The organism is Stenotrophomonas sp. A3_2, assembly GCF_036624925.1.
Taxonomy (GTDB): Bacteria; Pseudomonadota; Gammaproteobacteria; order Xanthomonadales; family Xanthomonadaceae; genus Stenotrophomonas; species Stenotrophomonas hibiscicola.
Genome location: NZ_JAZKVY010000194.1, coordinates 48,982 through 66,411 on the forward strand (window position 1 = coordinate 48,982; position 17,430 = coordinate 66,411).

15 protein-coding genes are annotated in these 17,430 nt (G+C 67.2%); 10 read left to right on the top strand and 5 right to left on the bottom strand.

Annotated features, from left to right (window positions below; genetic code table 11):
* The first annotated feature begins 8 nt into the window (after nucleotides 1-8).
* A complete protein-coding gene (locus tag R5H29_RS05835) occupies nucleotides 9-314 on the top strand; it encodes a HigA family addiction module antitoxin (RefSeq protein ID WP_021203687.1) in 306 nt (101 codons plus the stop codon).
* A gap of 86 nt (nucleotides 315-400) precedes the next feature.
* On the opposite strand, the gene R5H29_RS05840 is transcribed toward R5H29_RS05835, so the two are convergent.
* Both R5H29_RS05840 and R5H29_RS05845 read right to left on the bottom strand, forming a co-directional pair.
* Nucleotides 401-2,353 (bottom strand): acetyl-CoA hydrolase/transferase C-terminal domain-containing protein, encoded by a 1,953-nt coding sequence (locus R5H29_RS05840; protein ID WP_332328911.1) that lies wholly within the window; start codon nucleotides 2,351-2,353, stop codon nucleotides 401-403.
* Nucleotides 2,354-2,387: 34 nt separating this feature from the next.
* Nucleotides 2,388-2,945 (bottom strand): flavin reductase family protein, encoded by a 558-nt coding sequence (locus R5H29_RS05845; protein WP_134735193.1) that lies wholly within the window; start codon nucleotides 2,943-2,945, stop codon nucleotides 2,388-2,390.
* Between the two features lie 118 nt (nucleotides 2,946-3,063).
* On the opposite strand from R5H29_RS05845, the gene R5H29_RS05850 reads away from it, so the two are divergent.
* Genes R5H29_RS05850 through R5H29_RS05860 form a run of 3 tightly spaced genes read left to right on the top strand, consistent with a single transcriptional unit; the run spans nucleotide 3,064 to nucleotide 5,223 of the window.
* On the top strand, nucleotides 3,064-3,429 hold the full coding sequence (locus R5H29_RS05850) for a BlaI/MecI/CopY family transcriptional regulator (protein ID WP_010484077.1): 366 nt from the start codon (nucleotides 3,064-3,066) through the stop codon (nucleotides 3,427-3,429).
* A complete protein-coding gene (locus R5H29_RS05855) occupies nucleotides 3,422-4,663 on the top strand; it encodes a TonB family protein (protein ID WP_332328912.1) in 1,242 nt (413 codons plus the stop codon). Before R5H29_RS05850 ends, R5H29_RS05855 begins: the two co-directional genes overlap by 8 nt.
* On the top strand, nucleotides 4,660-5,223 hold the full coding sequence (locus tag R5H29_RS05860; protein ID WP_019660008.1) for a hypothetical protein: 564 nt from the start codon (nucleotides 4,660-4,662) through the stop codon (nucleotides 5,221-5,223). Before R5H29_RS05855 ends, R5H29_RS05860 begins: the two co-directional genes overlap by 4 nt.
* 57 nt (nucleotides 5,224-5,280) lie before the next feature.
* Here the strand turns inward: R5H29_RS05860 and R5H29_RS05865 are convergent, their stop codons facing one another.
* Both R5H29_RS05865 and R5H29_RS05870 read right to left on the bottom strand, forming a co-directional pair.
* Nucleotides 5,281-6,081, bottom strand: a complete 801-nt coding sequence (locus R5H29_RS05865; protein WP_019660009.1) for an MBL fold metallo-hydrolase — start codon at nucleotides 6,079-6,081, stop codon at nucleotides 5,281-5,283.
* An 11-nt stretch (nucleotides 6,082-6,092) separates the two neighbouring features.
* Nucleotides 6,093-6,911, bottom strand: coding sequence for a S1/P1 nuclease (locus R5H29_RS05870; protein ID WP_180833049.1), 819 nt, complete (start codon nucleotides 6,909-6,911; stop codon nucleotides 6,093-6,095).
* A 113-nt stretch (nucleotides 6,912-7,024) separates the two neighbouring features.
* Here R5H29_RS05870 and R5H29_RS05875 point away from each other — a divergent pair, with 113 nt between their 5' ends.
* Nucleotides 7,025-8,152 carry a GGDEF domain-containing protein gene (locus R5H29_RS05875; protein ID WP_111098873.1) on the top strand — a complete coding sequence of 376 codons (1,128 nt, stop codon included), beginning with the start codon at nucleotides 7,025-7,027 and terminating at the stop codon, nucleotides 8,150-8,152.
* A gap of 231 nt (nucleotides 8,153-8,383) precedes the next feature.
* On the opposite strand, the gene R5H29_RS05880 is transcribed toward R5H29_RS05875, so the two are convergent.
* Nucleotides 8,384-9,013 carry an OmpW family protein gene (locus tag R5H29_RS05880; protein ID WP_155030039.1) on the bottom strand — a complete coding sequence of 210 codons (630 nt, stop codon included), beginning with the start codon at nucleotides 9,011-9,013 and terminating at the stop codon, nucleotides 8,384-8,386.
* Nucleotides 9,014-9,207: 194 nt separating this feature from the next.
* Here R5H29_RS05880 and gap point away from each other — a divergent pair, with 194 nt between their 5' ends.
* From gap to R5H29_RS05905, 5 genes are all read left to right on the top strand, one after another.
* Nucleotides 9,208-10,212, top strand: a complete 1,005-nt coding sequence (gene gap / locus R5H29_RS05885) for a type I glyceraldehyde-3-phosphate dehydrogenase (protein ID WP_332328913.1) — start codon at nucleotides 9,208-9,210, stop codon at nucleotides 10,210-10,212.
* 125 nt (nucleotides 10,213-10,337) lie between these two features.
* A complete protein-coding gene (locus R5H29_RS05890) occupies nucleotides 10,338-13,013 on the top strand; it encodes a DUF2339 domain-containing protein (protein WP_332328914.1) in 2,676 nt (891 codons plus the stop codon).
* Entirely contained in the window at nucleotides 13,010-14,386 is a 1,377-nt protein-coding gene (locus R5H29_RS05895; RefSeq protein ID WP_155030036.1) for a DUF3999 domain-containing protein, read from the top strand. The genes R5H29_RS05890 and R5H29_RS05895 overlap by 4 nt, the downstream gene beginning before the upstream one ends.
* 428 nt (nucleotides 14,387-14,814) lie before the next feature.
* Nucleotides 14,815-16,695 (top strand): propionate--CoA ligase, encoded by a 1,881-nt coding sequence (gene prpE / locus R5H29_RS05900; RefSeq protein WP_332328915.1) that lies wholly within the window; start codon nucleotides 14,815-14,817, stop codon nucleotides 16,693-16,695.
* 193 nt (nucleotides 16,696-16,888) lie between these two features.
* Nucleotides 16,889-17,392, top strand: a complete 504-nt coding sequence (locus tag R5H29_RS05905) for a hypothetical protein (RefSeq protein ID WP_049434018.1) — start codon at nucleotides 16,889-16,891, stop codon at nucleotides 17,390-17,392.
* The last annotated feature ends 38 nt before the right edge of the window (nucleotides 17,393-17,430 follow it).

The following is a 17,430-nucleotide window of genomic DNA, read 5'->3' on the forward strand; positions in this document are numbered from 1 at the left end:
TCTGCTCGATGCCGTTGCATGATCCGCCGCATCCAGGAGAATCGCTGCGCGAAGACATCCTGCCGGCGATCAGCATGTCCATCAGTGCGCTGGCGCAGCACCTTGGTTATTCCCGTGGACAGCTGTCGACCATCATCAACGGGCACGCCGGCATCTCTGCTGAACTCGCGTACCGTCTTGAACTTGCGGGCCTCGGCAGTGCTCGTATGTGGCTGGCGATGCAGGCGGCCTATGACCTGTGGCAGGTCGAGCATCGAGAGCATCCGCCCATTGCCCGCCTGTATCTTGAGGATGCAGTGAGGATAGAGCGGTAGATCCACGCCATGCATGGATGAAAAAGGGGACGGAGGGGATCAAGTCGTCTGTGCATGAACGACTTGATCCCCTCCGTCCCCCTTTCTCAGGCAGTGCGTGCCAGCGCCAGGCGCAGCAGTCGCGCATCCAGGCGCTCTGCGAAATTCTTCGGCGCCTGCAGGCCCATGCGCTGCAGGTACACCGCATCGCCGTCGCCGGCCGGTTGTCGCAGCGCGGCCCAGACCGTGCGCAGCTTGTCGCCACGGGTCTGCGTGTTGGCCTTCAGCCAGCCCAGTGCCTTCACCAGTACCTGCTCGATCTCGTTGAAGTCGCTGCCGAGCGGGTAGTCCGGCAGGCTGCCATCGGCGCGGAATGGGGCCAGCGCTGCCGCCAATGCCTGCGGCGTATTGCGCTGCAGGCGCACCGGGTGCGGTTGCGCGGTCGCCAGCAGCTTGCGCGCGGCATGTGCCTGCTGCAGCAGATCGCCCTGGAACGGGGCTTCGGTGATCGCGGTCATCGCATGCACGCAGTCCTCGTCGGTCAGACCTCGCAGGTCGGCGATGCCGTACTCGTTCAGGTAGATATCGCGCAGGTGGCGCGGGATGGTGGTGTGCCCGTAGTTCCAGCGCACGTTGGACTCGCGCCGGCCCTTGTCATCGCGCGCGGCGCGGAACATCAGCACGCTGCGCGCTTCCGGCAGGGCATGCGCCATCGCCACAAAGTTGTACTGGCCACCCACGCCGGACACCACGCGGCCATCGTCCAGCGCGTCCGACACCGCCGCGCCCAGCGCGGTGGCCATCATGCAGGAGTTGAAGAAGCGCGCATGGCGGCGCTGCAGGCGTTCCAGCGTTTCGTTGCCGCCGTACAGCTGGTTGATCTCGCTGATGCGGCGCATGCCGATCGCGCGGCATTCGTCTTCCGGCAACGTGCGCAGCCATTCGTAGAATTCCGGCGAGCCCAGGTAGAACGCACCGTGCAGGTACTCACCCTCGGCGGCCAGGGTGGCGTGGTCGATCGACAACGTGCTGCCGTTCTCGATGCGCTGCATCAGCGCCAGGTCGTCGTGCACCTTGCGCTTGATCACCCCGGTCTGCACCAGCCGGCGGAAGCCCTCGTTGAGCATCTCGCTGCAGCCGTACAGGCCCACCTCGAACGGATCCAGTCCGCCGATTTCCTGCACCAGCGGGTGGCTGGCCAGCTGCGGGTCCAGCGCGTGCAGTACGCGGCGGTAGCGGGCGTTGTCGGTATGGCGCAGCACCAGCGCGTGGCTGAGTGCATCGGCCAACGTGCCGATACCGATCTGCAGGGTGCCGCCGTCGCGCACCAGCGTGCTGGCGTACAGGCCAATGGCGTAGTCGGCATCGCCGACCGGCTGCCGCGGCAGCCCGAACAGCGCCGGGTACGGCGGTGGCGGGGTGATCACCAGATCGAAGAACGACACATCGACCGTGGCCGAGCCGCCCATATAGGGCAGTTGCGGATCGATCTCGGCGATCAGCAGCGGACGCGGCAGGCCACGCGCGGTCATTGCATCCAGGGTGTCCTGGGTGATGTCGTTGTTGCACGACAGGGAAAGCCGGCGGTCGTTCGGGCGCATCGCCACCTTCTGCACGATCACCTGCGGTGCGCGCTGGGCGACCGCATCGGCGGCGTGGGTGTAGTTCAGGCTGGTGTAGCTGGACTGCGCCTGCCGCGAACCGAGCAGGGCGCCGGACTGCATGTAGAACTCTTCCACCTGCACATGTGCCGGCAACGCGTCGCGCGCGATCGCATCGGCATAGGCCAGGCGCGGGAAATCGTCGCCGAAATGGCGCTGCGCGAACGGTGCCAGGAAGCGCGCTTCCAGACCGTTGCCGCGCGCCTTCGGCGGGTTCAGCGACAGCGCGGTATACAGCTGCAGCGGCCGCGAAGGGTCGTGCTCGACGCGTGCGTAGAGGGCATTGAGCAGCCGGTGTGGCTTGCCCAGTGCCAGCGGTGCCCCGATCCGCAGCGGCCCGTCCACGCGCGCAAACAACCAGTCGACAGCGGCGTCCAGGTCGGTGAGGTGTTCGGTCATGCGGGGCGGTCCTGCGTGTGGGGGAGTGCGGGCATTACAGCATGTCGGGCTTGAACCGCCGTCGACGCGACACTTCGGTGCCGGACACCATGAACTGCCCATCGCCGCGGTAATGCACCGTGCGCGGCAGCTTCGGCCGGGGCGCGACGTGGGCGCGCACGATTTCCCAGATGAACAGGTTGCTCGATGCCACCTGGCTGTCGTCGTACAAGCGGCATTCGAAGTTCGAGTGGCATTGCCCGACCAGTGGCGCGCCGACCTCGCGTGCGGGCAGCGCGTCGAGCCCGAACCGGGCGAACTTGTCGACCTCGCGGCCGCTGCAGTTGCCGATGTCGACCACGGTATCGAGCAGCTCCACGCCGGGTACGTTGATCACGCACTCGCCACTACTGACGGCCAGTGCATGGCTGTGGTTTTCATTCCACAGGTAGGTGGCGACCAGCGACGGCGAAAAGCCCATCACCATGTGCCAGCCCATCGTCATCAGGTTGCGCTGGCCCTGCCACGCGGTACTGACCAGCACGATCGGGCCGGGTTCGAGGAAGCGGCGCGCCTGCTCGACCGGGAAATCCTTCTTGGGCAGCGCTTTCATCCGGGGCCTGGGGCGGGAGGAATCGATGCTGGCGTAGCCGGGATGAACCCGGAGTCGAGGGGCTTGACAGATGATTCGATTACGCGCGTAATCGAGCTGTCGATTACGGATGTAAACCATGACCCCGATCAGCGAAGCCGAAGCCGTTGTGATGGAGGTGCTGTGGCAGCAGGCACCACGGAGTGCCGATGACGTGGTGGCCGCGCTGGCCCATCGCGACTGGGCCGAGCCGACCATCAAGACCCTGCTCAACCGCCTGCTGACCAAGGGCGCGATTGCCGCCGAGCGCGATGGACGGCGTTACCTGTACCGGCCGCTGCTGCAGCGCCAGGCTTGGGTGGAGGCGCAGAGCCAGGACTTCATCGGGCGTGTCTTCGAGGGGCGCGTGGCGCCGCTGGTCGCGCACTTCAGCGAACGTGGCCAGTTGAGCGCACAGGACATCGCCGAACTGAAGAAGCTGATCCAGGAGCTGGACCATGACTGAGCTGCTCGACGGACTGTGGCAGGCCAGCCTGTGGCTGGCGGTGGGCGTGATCCTGCTGGCAGTAATGCGACCGCTGCTGGTGCGGATGGGCGGCGCGGGGCTGGCCTACCGCAGCTGGTGGCTGCTGCCGATGCTGCTGGTGGCACTGATGCTGCCGTTGCCGCAGGTTGCGTTGTTGCAGCAGGTACCCACGCTGCCGCTGAAAGTGATGCCCGGTGCCATCGATGCTCTGAACGGGCCGTCGTTGCCATGGGCAGGGCTGTTGTTCGCGCTGTGGGCGCTGGGCGCGGGCATCTGCCTGCTGCGCGACCTGCGCGCACAACTCCGTTTCGAACGGCGGATGGATCCACTGACGCCGCGCACCGATGGCAGCTGGCAGGCCAGCGGCGATCCCGGCCTGCCCGCGCTGGTGGGCCTGTGGCGACCGCGCATCGTGGTCGGCCCGGCATTCGACCAGCAGTTCACCGCACAGGAGCAGAACCTGATCCTGCAGCACGAGCGCAACCACCGTCGCAACGGCGATCACTGGGCCAACGGCGCGCTGCTGCTGGCGCGCGCGGTGTTCTGGTTCCACCCGCTGCTGCCATGGGCCGCACGCCGCTTCCTGCGCGATCAGGAATTGGCCTGCGATGCCCGCACCATCGGTCCGCAGCCTGCGCTGCGCGGCCTGTATGCCAGCACGCTGCTGAAGGCGCAGCTGGTCCACCCGGTTGCGCCCGCGGTTTGCCATTGGCGCAGCCAACCCGTGTTGAAGGAGCGTATCGCCATGTTGAAGCAGTCCAAGCGGAAGGCATTGCCGTGGGTGTCCGGGCAGGTGCTGGTGGTCGGGTTGTGTGTGGGCATGGGGGCGGTGGCATGGGCCAGCCAGGGCGGTGCGGCCGGTGGCACCCGGATCGGTGTCGAGCCGTTCGAACATGCGCAGGACGATGCGGCCAAGGTGGGGTTGGACCGGCCGATCCAGGTGGACAAGATGCCGCCGCCGTCCTATCCGAAGTCCGCCGTCGAGCAACGCCAGGTAGGCGTGGTCAATCTGCGCATCGAAGTGGATGCACAGGGCCATCCGACCGATGTGCGGGTACTCAGTGCGACCAATCCGGGGGTGTTCGACGCCGTCTCCGTCGCCGCCGCGCGCAGCTGGACCTATCGTCCCGCGGTGAAGAACGGCAAGCCGGTGGCCGGTGCCGTACGCATTCCGATCACCTACGCCATGGATGACACCGAGGACGCGAAGTGAAGTCCGCGCCGCTGTTGATGATGGCAGCGCTGCTGGTGGGGTGTGCAACCCAGGATCGCCTGACCACCGTCGATACCCGCAGCGAGAATGTCGGTCACCAGCGCCTGCAGCCGCAGGCGGGCGGCGGCAGTGGGCAGCTGCAGGTGTATTCGCTGGGTGCGACCGAGGGCTACCGGATGCCGCAACTGTACGCGGCACCGGACCCGGAGGTCGGGGATAGCGACCCGCGCGCGGAACTGGCGCCGACCACCATCTGCCTGCAGGTGGTGGTTGATGCCAACGGCGACGTCGAGCGCAGCCTGCCATTGACCGATCGCCCGGAGTGCGCGGCAGGGGCTGCACGCGAGAACGCGCCCCTGCTGCAGGCTGCGCAGGAAGCCGTGGCGATGTGGAAGTACTCGTCCGCAGCGGTCTGCCACTTCGCGGCCGGCAAGGTGCCTGCCGACCGCGGCGACTGCCGCGGCGCCGAGCGCGTCGAGCCGGTAGCGGTCACCCTGCAGTACGCCTTCACGTTCGAGATCGTGAAGGGACGGCACGTGGTGCGCACGCAGGGAAAATGACTGCTCGCGATGACCAGGATAGCGCCGGTCCACACCCGGCGGGCGCAGTGGCGTGGATCAGGCCCCGCCCTGGATGTTGGCCTTCACCGCTGGCTGCATCAGTTTCGGTTCTTCCAGCGTCGCATCGCGGGCCTGGCGCACGCTGACGAACTCCGCCTCGGCCACGCCGTCGTGCACGTGGATATTGTGCGCGCGCTGTTCGCCGATGGTGGTCTCGTTGGCGAACCCGCGGCCACCCGGGCCGTAGTCGTGGCAGACGAATACGCGCGTCGCATCGGGCAGGGCCAGCAGACGCTGGATCGAGCGGTACAACTGCGCGGCATCGCCGCCCGGGAAATCGCAGCGGGCGGTGCCGCCATCGGGCATGAACAGCGAGTCGCCGGTGAACAGCGCATCGCCGATCAGATAGGCGATGCTGTCGCTGGTGTGGCCGGGCACGGCGATGACCTGACAGCGCAGTTCGCCCAGAGCGAAGGTCTCGCCATCGCTGAACAGGCGATCGAAGATCTCATCGGCGGCCGGAAGCTGCAGGCCGTAGCGCGGCGCAAAAGTGGCCTGCACCGCACGGATGCCTTCGCCGATGCCCAGCGTGGCCTGCGGAAAGCGGTGCTTGAGCCGGCGCCCTGCCGACACATGATCGGCGTGGGCATGCGTCTCCAGCAGCCAGCGCAGCTGCAGGCCTTGTTGTTCGATGGCATTCAGCACGTCGCGCAGCGGTGCTTCGCTGCTGGCGTCGGTATCCGGGTCGTAGTCCAGTACCGGGTCGATCAGCGCTGCCTCGCCACTTGCCGGGTCGCTGACCAGATAGCTGAAGGTGTTGCTGTCACGGTGGAAGAACGACTGCACCTGGACCGACATTGGAACGCTCCTCAGCGCGTGCCGAGCACGCGGTTCAGCAACTGCGCCAGGTTCTCGCCGGCCAGTCGCAGCTGCGCTTCGGCCAGCGGCCGGTAGCGCTCGGTGTATTCATCACCGATCTTACGCGTGGCCGGATAAACGCCAGCTTGCATGGAAATGCGGCAGCTGGCCTCGGCCCAGGCCTGCGGGTCGCGCTGCGGGTTGGACTGGCGTGCCAGCTTCGGCGCGCGCTGGCTCTGCAGCAGCGGCAGGTAGCCGGCATCGTCCAGCTTGCGGGTGTTGAGCATGCCGCTGTCCCACAGCGAGTGCAGGTTCGTACCGCGGTTGCCGAACTGCAGCTGGAAATCGTTGCCGCCCTTGTCATGGGCGTAGCCGGCGTGCATCGGCTGGTGGATGTCACCCACCAGGTGCACGACGAACTTCAGCGCCTGCAGGCGCTCGCCGTCGGTCAGGCTGCGGTCGCCGAGGATGGCACTCTGTGCTTTCAGTGCCTCGACAATGCAGTTGCCGCTTTTGCAGTGCTTCGGTGCTTCGTAGTGGCAGTTGTCTTCGGCGATGTTGACGTAGTGCCAACCGGCCGAGCGACGGCCCAGGCCGGGGTCCTTGGCGCGCAGCTGATCGGCCCAGGGCGCGATGCTGGCCAGGGTGGCGTCTGGCTCGGTGGCCAGCAGACGGTCCACTTCGGCGCGGGCGGTGGGGGTGAGGCGGGCGTCGGCGACTTCGGCAACCAGGCGGTGGCCTTGCGCACCCCAGGCATGTGCGGGGGCGGAGACGGACAGCAGGGCCGGCGCCAGGGCGGCGGCGAGGAACAGGGAGTGCAGGGCTTTCATGCGCACATTCTAGCGGGCCTCTGCAGGCCCGGGCTTGATCACGCCTGGTGTTCGCCACGCGGCCTTGATGCGGCGGCCGCTAGGGTGGCCCGTGCACATGCGGGGAGGGGCCGATGGCGATCACGGACAGGCGCATCATGGCCGGGCATCCCGATGACGACGGGTTCGCTGCCGCGTTCGATGCCCAGGTGGTCTGGCGCATGCGCTGGGCCTGCGCCGTGGCCGGGGCGTTCTCGCTGGGCTTTGCCGTGCTCGATACCTACTGGTTGCCGCCGGACGTGCACGCGCCGGTGCTGCGCTGGCGGCTGGGCGTTCTGCTGCCGGCACTGCTGCTCGGCGTCGCGCTGACCTTCGTGCCGGTGCTGCGGCGCCACCTGCAGTGGCTGGGCGGCAGCGTCGTGCTGGTCAGCGGGCTGGCGCTGGTGACCATGATCTGGACCGCGCACCGTGCCGGCGTGGACTACCCCTACGAAGGCATCAGCCTGTTCCTGTTGTTGAACTACTTTCTGTGCGGGCTGCGCTTCGGGGTAGCGACGCTGACCGGAACCCTGATCGCGCTGGCCTTCGTGCTGGCCGAGCTGCAGGTGGGCCGGCACTGGGCGCAGATGCTGCAGAGCGTGATGTTCGTGCTGGCCAGCAACCTGGCCGGCATTGTCGGCAGCTACATTTCCGAACGGCAGGCGCGTGCAACGTGGCGGGCCGAGCAACGCCTGGATGCATTGGCCAACCACGATGGGCTGACCGGCCTGCTGAACCGGCGCGCCTTCGATCGCCAGGCCAACCAGATCTTCCAGCGCTATCTGCGTACACCGCATGCGCGTGGCGCACTGCGCATCGCCATGATCGATATCGACTACTTCAAGCGCTACAACGACCACCACGGCCATCCCGCCGGTGACACCGTGCTGCATGCGGTGGCGACGACCCTGGCTGCTCAGCTGCGTGGTAGCGACTCGGTGGTGGCACGCTACGGCGGCGAAGAGTTCGTGGCGCTCGGGCACTGGGCGCCGGGACAACCGGAATCAGCGCCTTTCGAGCAGCTTCGGCAACAGGTGCAGGCGCTGGCGATCGCACATGCCGATTCGGATGCGGCCCCGGTGGTGAGCGTGAGCATCGGTGTGGCACGCTGGCATGATGATGGTGGCGATACGCTGGAACAGGCATTGGCGCGGGCCGATGCAGCGCTGTACCGCGCCAAGGAAGGCGGCCGCAACCGGGTGGAAGTGGCGCCGGATCAATAATCGACTGAAAGGCGGCCCGTTCATGCTTCTGTAGAGCCGAGCCATGCTCGGCTGATCTTCTTCGGGTACCTGCGCGCTCCGCGCGATAGCCGAGCATGGCTCGGCTCTACAGAAGAGCGCGCCTCTGCATGCTTTCCAAAAAAAGGCCCCGGCAAAGACCGGGGCAACATGCTGCGAGGGTTTTGCGTTCAGCGGGGGAGCGGGGGGGAAGCCCCCGCGCCCGGCACACGCTTAGAACTTGAAGACGTACGACGCGCCGTAGACCAGCGGATCGATGTTGACTGTGCCGATCTTCTCGCCGTTCAACTTCACCTTGCTGTCGATGTCGATCCAGCGCATGTCCACGCGCAGCGCGCCCTTCTCGCCGATCGCGAAGTCCACGCCCGCATGCGCGGCCAGGCCCCACGAATCCTGCAGCTTCAGGCGGCTGTCCTTCAGTGCACCGGTGGTGTCTTCGCTGAAGAAGGTGGTGTAGTTCACGCCCGCACCAATGAACGGCGACACCTTGCCCTTGCTGTTGAAGTGGTACTGCAGGGTCACCACCGGCGGCAGCTGCTTGGTGCTGCCCACGCGGCCCAGGCCGTTGATGTTGATGTCGTGCTTGAACGGCAGCGCGGCCAGCACTTCGATGCCCAAATTGTCGGCGATGAAGTACTCGCCGGTGATGGTCGGCTTGACGTCGTTGTCGACGTCGACCTTCAGGGTGTGGCCGGCCAGCCAGCCGTTGTTCGACTTCGGCGCCACCTGGTGGACGCCGGCCGAGACGGTCCAGTCACCCTTGGACTGGGCCATGGCCGGGGCGGCGGCGAGGGACAGGGCGGCGGCCAGGCCGGCCAGGATCAGGGGGGAGGTCTTGCGCATGGGGGTGATCTCGTTGCTGGGTGGATGGCGACAGTCTCGGCCTCACGCCGTGCTAACGCTTTGATCCGGATCAAATCCTGTCCGTGGGCCGGCCGGCGGCCCCCCGACTGGCCCACGGTGGCCAGCGGCGGTTTGCTAGACTTGTGGGCCCTATCCATCCCGCCGCACCTGTCGCGGCCGCAGGAGCTTGAGAAATGGCAATCAAGGTTGGTATCAACGGTTTCGGTCGCATCGGGCGTAACGTCCTGCGCTCGGCGGTGCTGAACTTCGGCGACGACATCGAAATCGTGGCCATCAACGATCTGCTGGAGCCGGACTACCTGGCGTACATGCTCAAGTACGACTCCGTGCACGGCCGCTTCCAGGCCGACGTGGCGGTGCAGGGCAACGACCTGCTGGTCAACGGCAAGAAGATCCGCCTGACCCAGGAACGCGACCCGGCCAATCTGAAGTGGAACGAGGTGGACGTGGACGTGGTGATCGAGTCCACCGGCCTGTTCCTGACCAAGGAAACCGCGCAGAAGCACATCGATGCCGGCGCGAAGAAGGTCATCATGTCGGCACCGTCGAAGGACGATACGCCGATGTTCGTCTACGGCGTGAACGACAAGACCTACGCCGGCCAGGCGATCGTCTCCAATGCTTCGTGCACCACCAACTGCCTGGCCCCGCTGGCCAAGGTCATCAATGACAAGTGGGGCATCAAGCGCGGCCTGATGACCACCGTGCATGCGGCTACTGCCACCCAGAAGACCGTCGATGGCCCGTCCAACAAGGACTGGCGCGGTGGCCGTGGCATCCTGGAAAACATCATTCCGTCGTCCACCGGTGCGGCAAAGGCCGTCGGCGTGGTCATTCCGGAACTGAACAAGAAGCTGACCGGCATGAGCTTCCGCGTCCCGACCTCCGACGTGTCGGTGGTCGACCTGACCGTCGAGCTGGAAAAGGAAGCCACCTACGCCGAGATCTGCGCTGAAGTGAAGGCACAGAGCGAAGGCGCGCTGAAGGGCATCCTGGGCTACACGGAAGACAAGGTCGTGGCCACCGATTTCCGCGGCGAGACCTGCACCTCGGTGTTCGACGCCGAGGCCGGCATCGCCCTGGACGGCACCTTCGTCAAGCTGGTCACCTGGTACGACAACGAGTGGGGCTACTCGAACAAGTGCCTGGAAATGGCCAAGGTCGTCGCCGCCAAGTAAGGCCGGCGAAGATCGCACGCGGACCCCGGCCTGGCCGGGGTTCGTCGTTTATGGGGCCAGCCCTGTCGTAGCATGGGCCGGTCGACCGCTGCCGCTGGGGCGCGGGATTGCAATGGAAGCATGCAATGGAAGCACTCATAGCCCTGGTGGTACTGGTTCTGCTGGCCATCCCGCTGCTGCTGGTGGTGGCGCTGGTGATGATTGCCGGCCTGCGCCGCCGTGTGGCCGCGCTGGAGGCCGCCATGGCTGCCGCGCCGGCCGCCCGGCCGGTTGCAGCCGAGCCTGCGCCGGAACGGTCTGCGCCCCTGCCTGTGGCCGGCGCCGATCCGCCGTTCCTGCGGCCGGTGGCGGCTGCCGCACCGCCTCCGCCCCAGCCAACGCCACCGCCGGTGCGCGAAGCGGTGTCTGCGGCAGTGGAGGCGCCGCGCCCGGTCGCACCACCGCCGGTGCCACCCGCGCCGGTGCAGCCGCCGTTGCCCCCCGAACCGGCACTGCCCAACTTCATCGAGCGCGGCATTGGCGCGGTCAAGCGTTGGTTCACCGAGGGCAACGTGCCGGTCAAGATCGGCATGCTGGTACTGCTGGCCGGTGTTGCTGCGCTGTTGAAGTACGTCAGCGACCAGGGCTGGCTGGTGTTGCCGATCGAGCTGCGCCTGGCCGGCGTCACGGTGGGTGCGCTGGGCCTGTTGGCGTTCGGCTGGCATCAGCGCGAGCGCCGGCGCCTGTTCGCACTGGCACTGCAGGGCGGTGCCATCGGCGTGTTGCTGCTGACCATCTTCGCCGCCTTCAAACGGTTCGAGCTGCTCAACCCCGGGTTTGCCTTCGCCAGTTCGATCGCGCTGGTGGCCGGCCTGTGCGTGCTGGCGGTGGTGCAGAATTCGCGCACGTTGGCGGTGCTGGGCATCCTCGCCGGCTTCATGGCACCGCTGTGGCTGTCCACCGGCAGTGGCAACCACGTGGGGCTGTTCAGCTACTACGCGGTGCTCAACGCTGGCATCTTCGCCATCGCCTGGTTCCGTCCGTGGCGTGCGCTGAACCTGCTTGGCTTCGCTTTTACCTTCGGCATCGGTACGTTCTGGGGCGTGTTGCAGTACGCGCCGGACAAGTTCAGCAGCACCGAGCCGTTCCTGCTGCTGTTCTTCGCCTTCTACCTGTTGATCCCGCTGCTGTACGCGCGCCGGCAGCCCGCCGGGCGACGTGACCTGGTCGACGGCAGCCTGGTGTTCGGCACGCCCCTGGTTGCCTTCTCGATGCAGGCGGGCATGCTGCACGAGCAGCCGATGACGCTGGCGCTGTGCGCGCTGGGCCTGGCGGCGATCTACGCCGTACTGGCGCGGGCACTGATCGCGCGCGCGTCTTACACCGTGCTGGCGCAGTCGCATGCGGTGCTGGCGGTGGGCTTCGCCACGCTGGCGGTGCCGCTGGCATTGTCTGCGCGTGCCACCGGCGCGGTGTTCGCACTGGAAGGTGCGGGCCTGGCCTGGCTGGGCCTGCGCCAGAAGCGCTGGCTGCCGCAGGTGTCCGGCGCGTTGCTGCAGATCGGTGCTGCGTTCGCCTTTGTGGCCGGCGCCGACCACTGGCTCGACGACGCACGCGTCCTGCTCAACCCGACCGCCATCGGCGCGTTGCTGCTGGCCATTGCCGGCTTCGCGTCGGCGTGGAGTTACCAGCGCAGGGAGCGCCATGAGATCGCACTGGTCTACTATCTGTGGGGCCTGCTGTGGTGGCTGGGCGGTCTGGTGCACGAGATCTTCCGCTTCTTCCCGCACCGCACGCAGGCCGATGCGCTGCTTGTGCTGGTCGCTGCCACGGCCTGGCTGGCGGCTGAAATGCAGCGCCGCCAGCCGGCACGCGCGCTGGGCGTAACCGCCCTGGCGATGCTGGCCCTGGGCTTCCCGCTGGCGCTGATGCAGAGCGATGCGCACCAGCAGCCGTTCGCCGGCTATGGCGCACTGGCCTGGGCGGTGTTCGCGGCGCTGGGCGTACGTACGTTGCTGTGCCTGCGCCAGGGCGGCAACACCGTGGCACGCATCGCGCAGTTCCTGTGGTGGCTGCTGTGGCCGTCGCTGCTTTCGTTGCTGGCCCTGTGGGGCGGCGGCGAGGCCGGGCTGGCACAGGGCTGGACGCTGCTGTTGTTCACGCTGCCGTGGCTGCTGATGGCGGCGCTGTCGTTGTGGCGCTGGGATGCACTGCGCTGGCCGTTGGGGGCTGCCTTCGACAGCGTGCGCCTGCCGTTGCAGTGCGTGCTGTTCGGCCTGCTGTCCGCAGGCTGGCTGTTCGGCCAGTTGCTGCCGGGTGACGCAGCGCCGCTGCCGTGGCTGCCGGTGTTGAACCCGGCCGAGCTGGGGCAGTGGTTGAGCCTGGCGCTGCTGGCGCGCTGGCTGTACAGCGGGCAGGCGCCGCAGGCACTGGTGAAGATCCGGCTGCCGCTGTTGGCATTGGCCACCTTCGTCGCGCTGACCAGCCTGGTGCTGCACGGCGTGCATCAGTGGGGCGGCCTGTCGTGGAGTTCGTCGATGATGCGTTCCAGCCTGGCGCAGACCAGCCTGACCGTGCTGTGGAGCGTGCTCGGCGTGATCGCCTGGGTATGGGGTTCGCGCCGCGGCCAGCGCGTGTTGTGGATGGTCGGTGCCGTGCTGATGGGTGTGGTACTGGCCAAACTGGTCATTGTTGATCGCCAGCACCTGGGCAACCTGCTGGGCATTGCATCGTTCATCGCCTACGGCCTGCTGTGCACGGTCGTGGGTTATCTGGCACCGGCACCGCCGAGCGCGGCGCCGACCGTGGAGGAAAAACAATGAAGACGTGGAGCAGGGCGCTGCTGCCGGCGATGTTCGGCATGCTGGCCGCCGTCACCGCACAGGCTGCCGATTACCGTACCCAGTACGCCGAACAGTGGCCGCTGACGTTGTCCAGCGCACAATCGGGTGCCTACCGTGTCGTGCTGGAACCGGCGATCTACCGTCGCTCCGGTAGCGCAGACCTGGGTGACGTGCAGGTGTTCAATGCCGCCGGCCAATCGTTGCCGTCGGCATTGCTCGCGCCGGACCAGCCGCTGGCACAACCGCCGGTGCAGCGGGAACTGCCGTGGTTCGCGTTGCCGCCGCTGGCCGAAGCACAGCGTAACGACCTGCAGTTGCTGACCGAGCGCGATACCGATGGCCGTGTCCGTCGCGTGGAAGCACGTGTGACTGGCGGTGCAAGGGCCAACGGGCAGGGCGGCTGGCTGATCGACGCCAGTGTGCTGGGCCAGCAGCCGCTGGCGGCGCTGGTACTGGATTGGGCCGACAGTGGCCAGCCGTTGCAGGCTCAGGTGCAGCTGGACGTCAGCGACGACCTGCAGCATTGGCGTGCACTTGGCCGCGACATCCCGCTGGTGGACCTGCAGCGCGCCGGCAAGCGCCTGCTGCAGCGCCGCCTGCAGGTGGATGGGGAAGCGCGCTATCTGCGCGTGCTGGCGCAGGGCGATGCCCGTCTGCCAACGTTGCGCAGCGTACTGGCCGAGCTGCCGCCGGCACCGGCCACACTGCCATGGGAGTGGTTGTCGCTGGCACCGACCTCGAAGGGCAAGGGCGAGTACACCTTCGAGATGGATGGCCGCTTCCCGGCGGCGCGTGCCGACGTGGCCAGCACTGACAACAGCCTGGTGCAGTGGACATTGTTCAGTCGCGATGACGAGAGTGCAGAGTGGCAGCGGCGCAGTGCGCCGTGGATTGCCTATCAGCTGCAGCAGGGCGCGCAGGGCCAGCGCCAGCAATCAGCGGCCCAGCCGCTGGGCGGCGTGCACCGCGATCGTTACTGGAAGCTGGTGGCGAACCCCGCCGAAACGGCAACCGCACCCACCCTGCGCCTGGGTTATCAACCCGAAGTACTGGTGTTCCTGAGCCAGGGAGCAGCGCCATATGCACTGGCAGTGGGCAGCGCGACCGCGCGCCGAATGGAAGCGCCGATCGGCGTGCTGATTGAAGAGCTGCGCCAGCGTAATGATCCGTCGTGGCAGCCGACGCTGGCGCGCCTGGAAGGCAGTCCGGAACCGCTGGCCGGCGATGCGGCGCTGAAGCCGCAGCACGATTGGAAGGCGTGGTTGCTGTGGGCGCTGCTGGGGCTGGGTGTGTTGGTTGTTGGCGGCCTGGCGGTCAGCCTGCTTCGGCAGAAGCCGGCGCCTTCGGCGTAGGTTCCGGCGAACGGCGCAGCCCCTCGTGGGTGGGCGGTTGGTCGCGTAAAGCAAAAGCCGTGCTTGGCCGGGCGGGGTGGGTTCGCGGGAGACGCCGCAAGTACGTCCTTGTAGGCTTGGCAGCGGCTTGCTCGTGTGCGCTGTCCTGCGCACCCGGCAAGACCGGGGTTGGGCGTCCTGCCCAACCCGCCCGAGGCATGCCTCGGGCCCATGCGGCTCACGCCCCCGCAACCGGACCCACCCCGCCATCCCCCCGTAAACCCGTTTCTGCTGTTGCTGATGCTGTGGCCGGCCCGCGGCGGGCACTACCACGGGTGCAGGGCTGCAAAGCCCTGCAGAACAAACCCACCCCCTACCAAGGTAGGGCGGCCCGCGCGCCAGCGCCGGACTATCCTCGAACCCATGACTTCGTCTGGGAGGGCTGCGTCATGAACTACGAGGAAACCTACCGTCGCTCGATCGACGAGCCGGAGGCCTTCTGGGGCGAGGAAGCCAAGCGCATCCATTGGCACAAACCGCCGCAGCAGGTGCTCGACTACAGCAATCCGCCGTTCCGGCGCTGGTTCGTCGGCGGCGAAACCAATCTCTGCTACAACGCCGTCGACCGCCACCTGGCCGAGCGCGCCGACCAGCTCGCACTGGTCGCCATCTCCACCGAAACCAACAGCACCCGCGAAATCACCTATCGCCAGCTGTATCGCGAAGTGAACGACTTCGCCGCCGTGCTCAGGCACCTCGGCGTCGGCCATGGTGACCGCGTGGTGATCTACATGCCGAACATGGCCGAAGCCGTGTTCGCGATGCTGGCCTGTGCGCGCATCGGTGCGGTGCACTCGGTGGTGTTTGGTGGCTTCGCCGCGCACAACCTGGCGCTGCGCATCGACGATGCGAAGCCGAAGCTGCTCATCGCCGCCGATGCCGGCATGCGCGGTGGCAAGCTGATTCCGTACAAGCCGATGGTTGACGCGGCCTGCGCCGAAGCGGCTTCGCCGCCACCGCATGTGCTGATCGTGTCGCGCGGGCTGGATGCCGCCGAACCACGCGTGCCGGGCCGTGATGTGGAGTACGCCACGCTGCGTGCACAGATCGGGGAAGCGGATGTGCCGGTGCAGTGGCTGGAAGCGAGCGAGCCGAGCTACCTGCTGTACACCTCCGGCACCACCGGCAAGCCGAAGGGCGTGCAGCGCGACGTGGGTGGCTATGCGGTGGCAATGGCCCAGTCGATGGAGACCGTGTTCGACTGCAAGCCGGGCCAGGTGATGTTCTCCACCTCCGATGTCGGCTGGGCGGTGGGCCATTCCTACAACGTGTACGGCCCGCTGATCGGTGGCTGCACCTCGCTGCTGTACGAAGGGCTGCCGACGAATCCGGATCCGGGCATCTGGTGGGCGCTGTGCGAGCAGTACAACGTGCGCACCATGTTCTCCTCACCCACCGCCATCCGCGTGCTGAAGAAGCACGATGCGGACTTCATCCATCGCCACGACCTGCGCGCCCTGAAGTACCTGTTCCTGGCCGGCGAGCCGCTGGACGAACCGACCGCGCACTGGATCAGCGAAGCGCTGGGCAAGCCGATCATCGACAACTACTGGCAGACCGAGACCGGCTGGCCGGCTCTGACCCTGCTGCCGGGCCTGGAGATGAAGCCGGTGCGCTTCGGTTCGCCGGGCTTCCCCAATCTTGGCTACCGGATGAAGGTGATCAACGAGAACACCGGCGAGGAAGTCGCACCGGGGCAGAAGGGGGTGCTGGTGGTGTCGCCGCCGTTGCCGCCGGGCTGCATGAGCACGGTGTGGAACGACGACAACCGTTTCCTGCAGAGCTACTTCAGCCATTTCAAGGAACTGCTGTACAGCTCGCTGGACTGGGCGATCCGCGACGACGATGGCTACACCTTCATCCTCGGCCGTACCGATGATGTGATCAACGTGGCCGGGCACCGGCTGGGCACGCGCGAGATCGAAGAGGCCATTTCGAGCCACCCGCGCGTGGCCGAGGCAGCGGTGATCGGCGTCAAGGACGAACTGAAGGGGCAGGTGCCGCTGGTGTTCGTCACCCTCAAGCAGGGCCTGGATGGCGAGGATCCGGCGCCGGTGGTGGCCGAGATGATGGCCACGGTGACCACCTCGCTCGGCGCGGTGGCGCGCCCGGCGCACGTGCACGTGGTCAACGCGCTGCCCAAGACCCGTTCGGGCAAGCTGCTGCGGCGCTCGTTGCAGGCGTTGGCCGAGCAGCGCGACCCGGGCGACCTGTCGACGCTGGACGACCCCGGCGCGCTGGAGGAGATCCGCCGCGCGCTGGGCCGCTGACCTGCTTCTGTAGAGCCGAGCCGATGCTCGGCTCCGCATGCCTTGGCAAAGCAGCCGAGCATGGGCTCGGCTCTACAGGGGAGGCCGTTGCTGCACCGCAGCTTCCTCCCTGCAACCGGTGCGCTAAGCTCGGTTGCAGGGGAGCGTGCCCGCCAGGGCGCGCCGGCATTGCGCATCGAGGGAGGGGGAGGCAATGGCATTGCTGCACGCCAAGACGGCGGCTGGCCGTCAGGAAATCGAAGACCGTGGCCGGCGCCTGCCGGCGGCACTGCGTTCGATCCTGCTGATGGTCGACGGCCATCGCGATGACACTGAATTGCGCGGCCTGTTCGAAGGCCTGCGTGCGCCGCCCGACGCACTGGAGCAATTGTCAGCGCAGGGCCTGATCGAAGTGATCGGCGGAAGTGCCGAGGTGACACCGCTGCGCGGCATCAGCACCGGGCGCGAACAGGACCCGGCGCTGTACCAGCAGCTGTACGACGCGATGAGCGAGGCGGTACGCCGCCACCTGGGCCTGAAGGGCTACTTCATGCAGTTGAAGATCGAACGCTGCACCGATGCGCTGGCGCTGGAACGCCTGTGCCCGGAACTGCTGGCGGCGGTGGGCAAGGCGCGCAGTCCGGCGCTGGCGCAGCGCTGGTGGCAGGAAACCCAGGCTGCCGTGGTCAAGGGTGGTGGTGAGGTCGTGCAGGCCTGAGCCACCGCGTAAAGTGATCGGTTCACTTCCCCCACAAG

Coding starts and splice junctions, on each gene's coding strand:
- R5H29_RS05850 (WP_010484077.1), top strand. CDS start 3,064: ATGACCCCGATCAGCGAAGCCGAAGCCGTTGTGATGGAGGTGCTGTGG.
- R5H29_RS05845 (WP_134735193.1), bottom strand. CDS start 2,945: ATGAAAGCGCTGCCCAAGAAGGATTTCCCGGTCGAGCAGGCGCGCCGC.
- gap (WP_332328913.1), top strand. CDS start 9,208: ATGGCAATCAAGGTTGGTATCAACGGTTTCGGTCGCATCGGGCGTAAC.
- R5H29_RS05895 (WP_155030036.1), top strand. CDS start 13,010: ATGAAGACGTGGAGCAGGGCGCTGCTGCCGGCGATGTTCGGCATGCTG.
- R5H29_RS05840 (WP_332328911.1), bottom strand. CDS start 2,353: ATGACCGAACACCTCACCGACCTGGACGCCGCTGTCGACTGGTTGTTT.
- R5H29_RS05855 (WP_332328912.1), top strand. CDS start 3,422: ATGACTGAGCTGCTCGACGGACTGTGGCAGGCCAGCCTGTGGCTGGCG.
- R5H29_RS05835 (WP_021203687.1), top strand. CDS start 9: ATGCCGTTGCATGATCCGCCGCATCCAGGAGAATCGCTGCGCGAAGAC.
- R5H29_RS05875 (WP_111098873.1), top strand. CDS start 7,025: ATGGCGATCACGGACAGGCGCATCATGGCCGGGCATCCCGATGACGAC.
- R5H29_RS05865 (WP_019660009.1), bottom strand. CDS start 6,081: ATGTCGGTCCAGGTGCAGTCGTTCTTCCACCGTGACAGCAACACCTTC.
- R5H29_RS05880 (WP_155030039.1), bottom strand. CDS start 9,013: ATGCGCAAGACCTCCCCCCTGATCCTGGCCGGCCTGGCCGCCGCCCTG.
- R5H29_RS05890 (WP_332328914.1), top strand. CDS start 10,338: ATGGAAGCACTCATAGCCCTGGTGGTACTGGTTCTGCTGGCCATCCCG.
- prpE (WP_332328915.1), top strand. CDS start 14,815: ATGAACTACGAGGAAACCTACCGTCGCTCGATCGACGAGCCGGAGGCC.
- R5H29_RS05870 (WP_180833049.1), bottom strand. CDS start 6,911: ATGAAAGCCCTGCACTCCCTGTTCCTCGCCGCCGCCCTGGCGCCGGCC.
- R5H29_RS05905 (WP_049434018.1), top strand. CDS start 16,889: ATGGCATTGCTGCACGCCAAGACGGCGGCTGGCCGTCAGGAAATCGAA.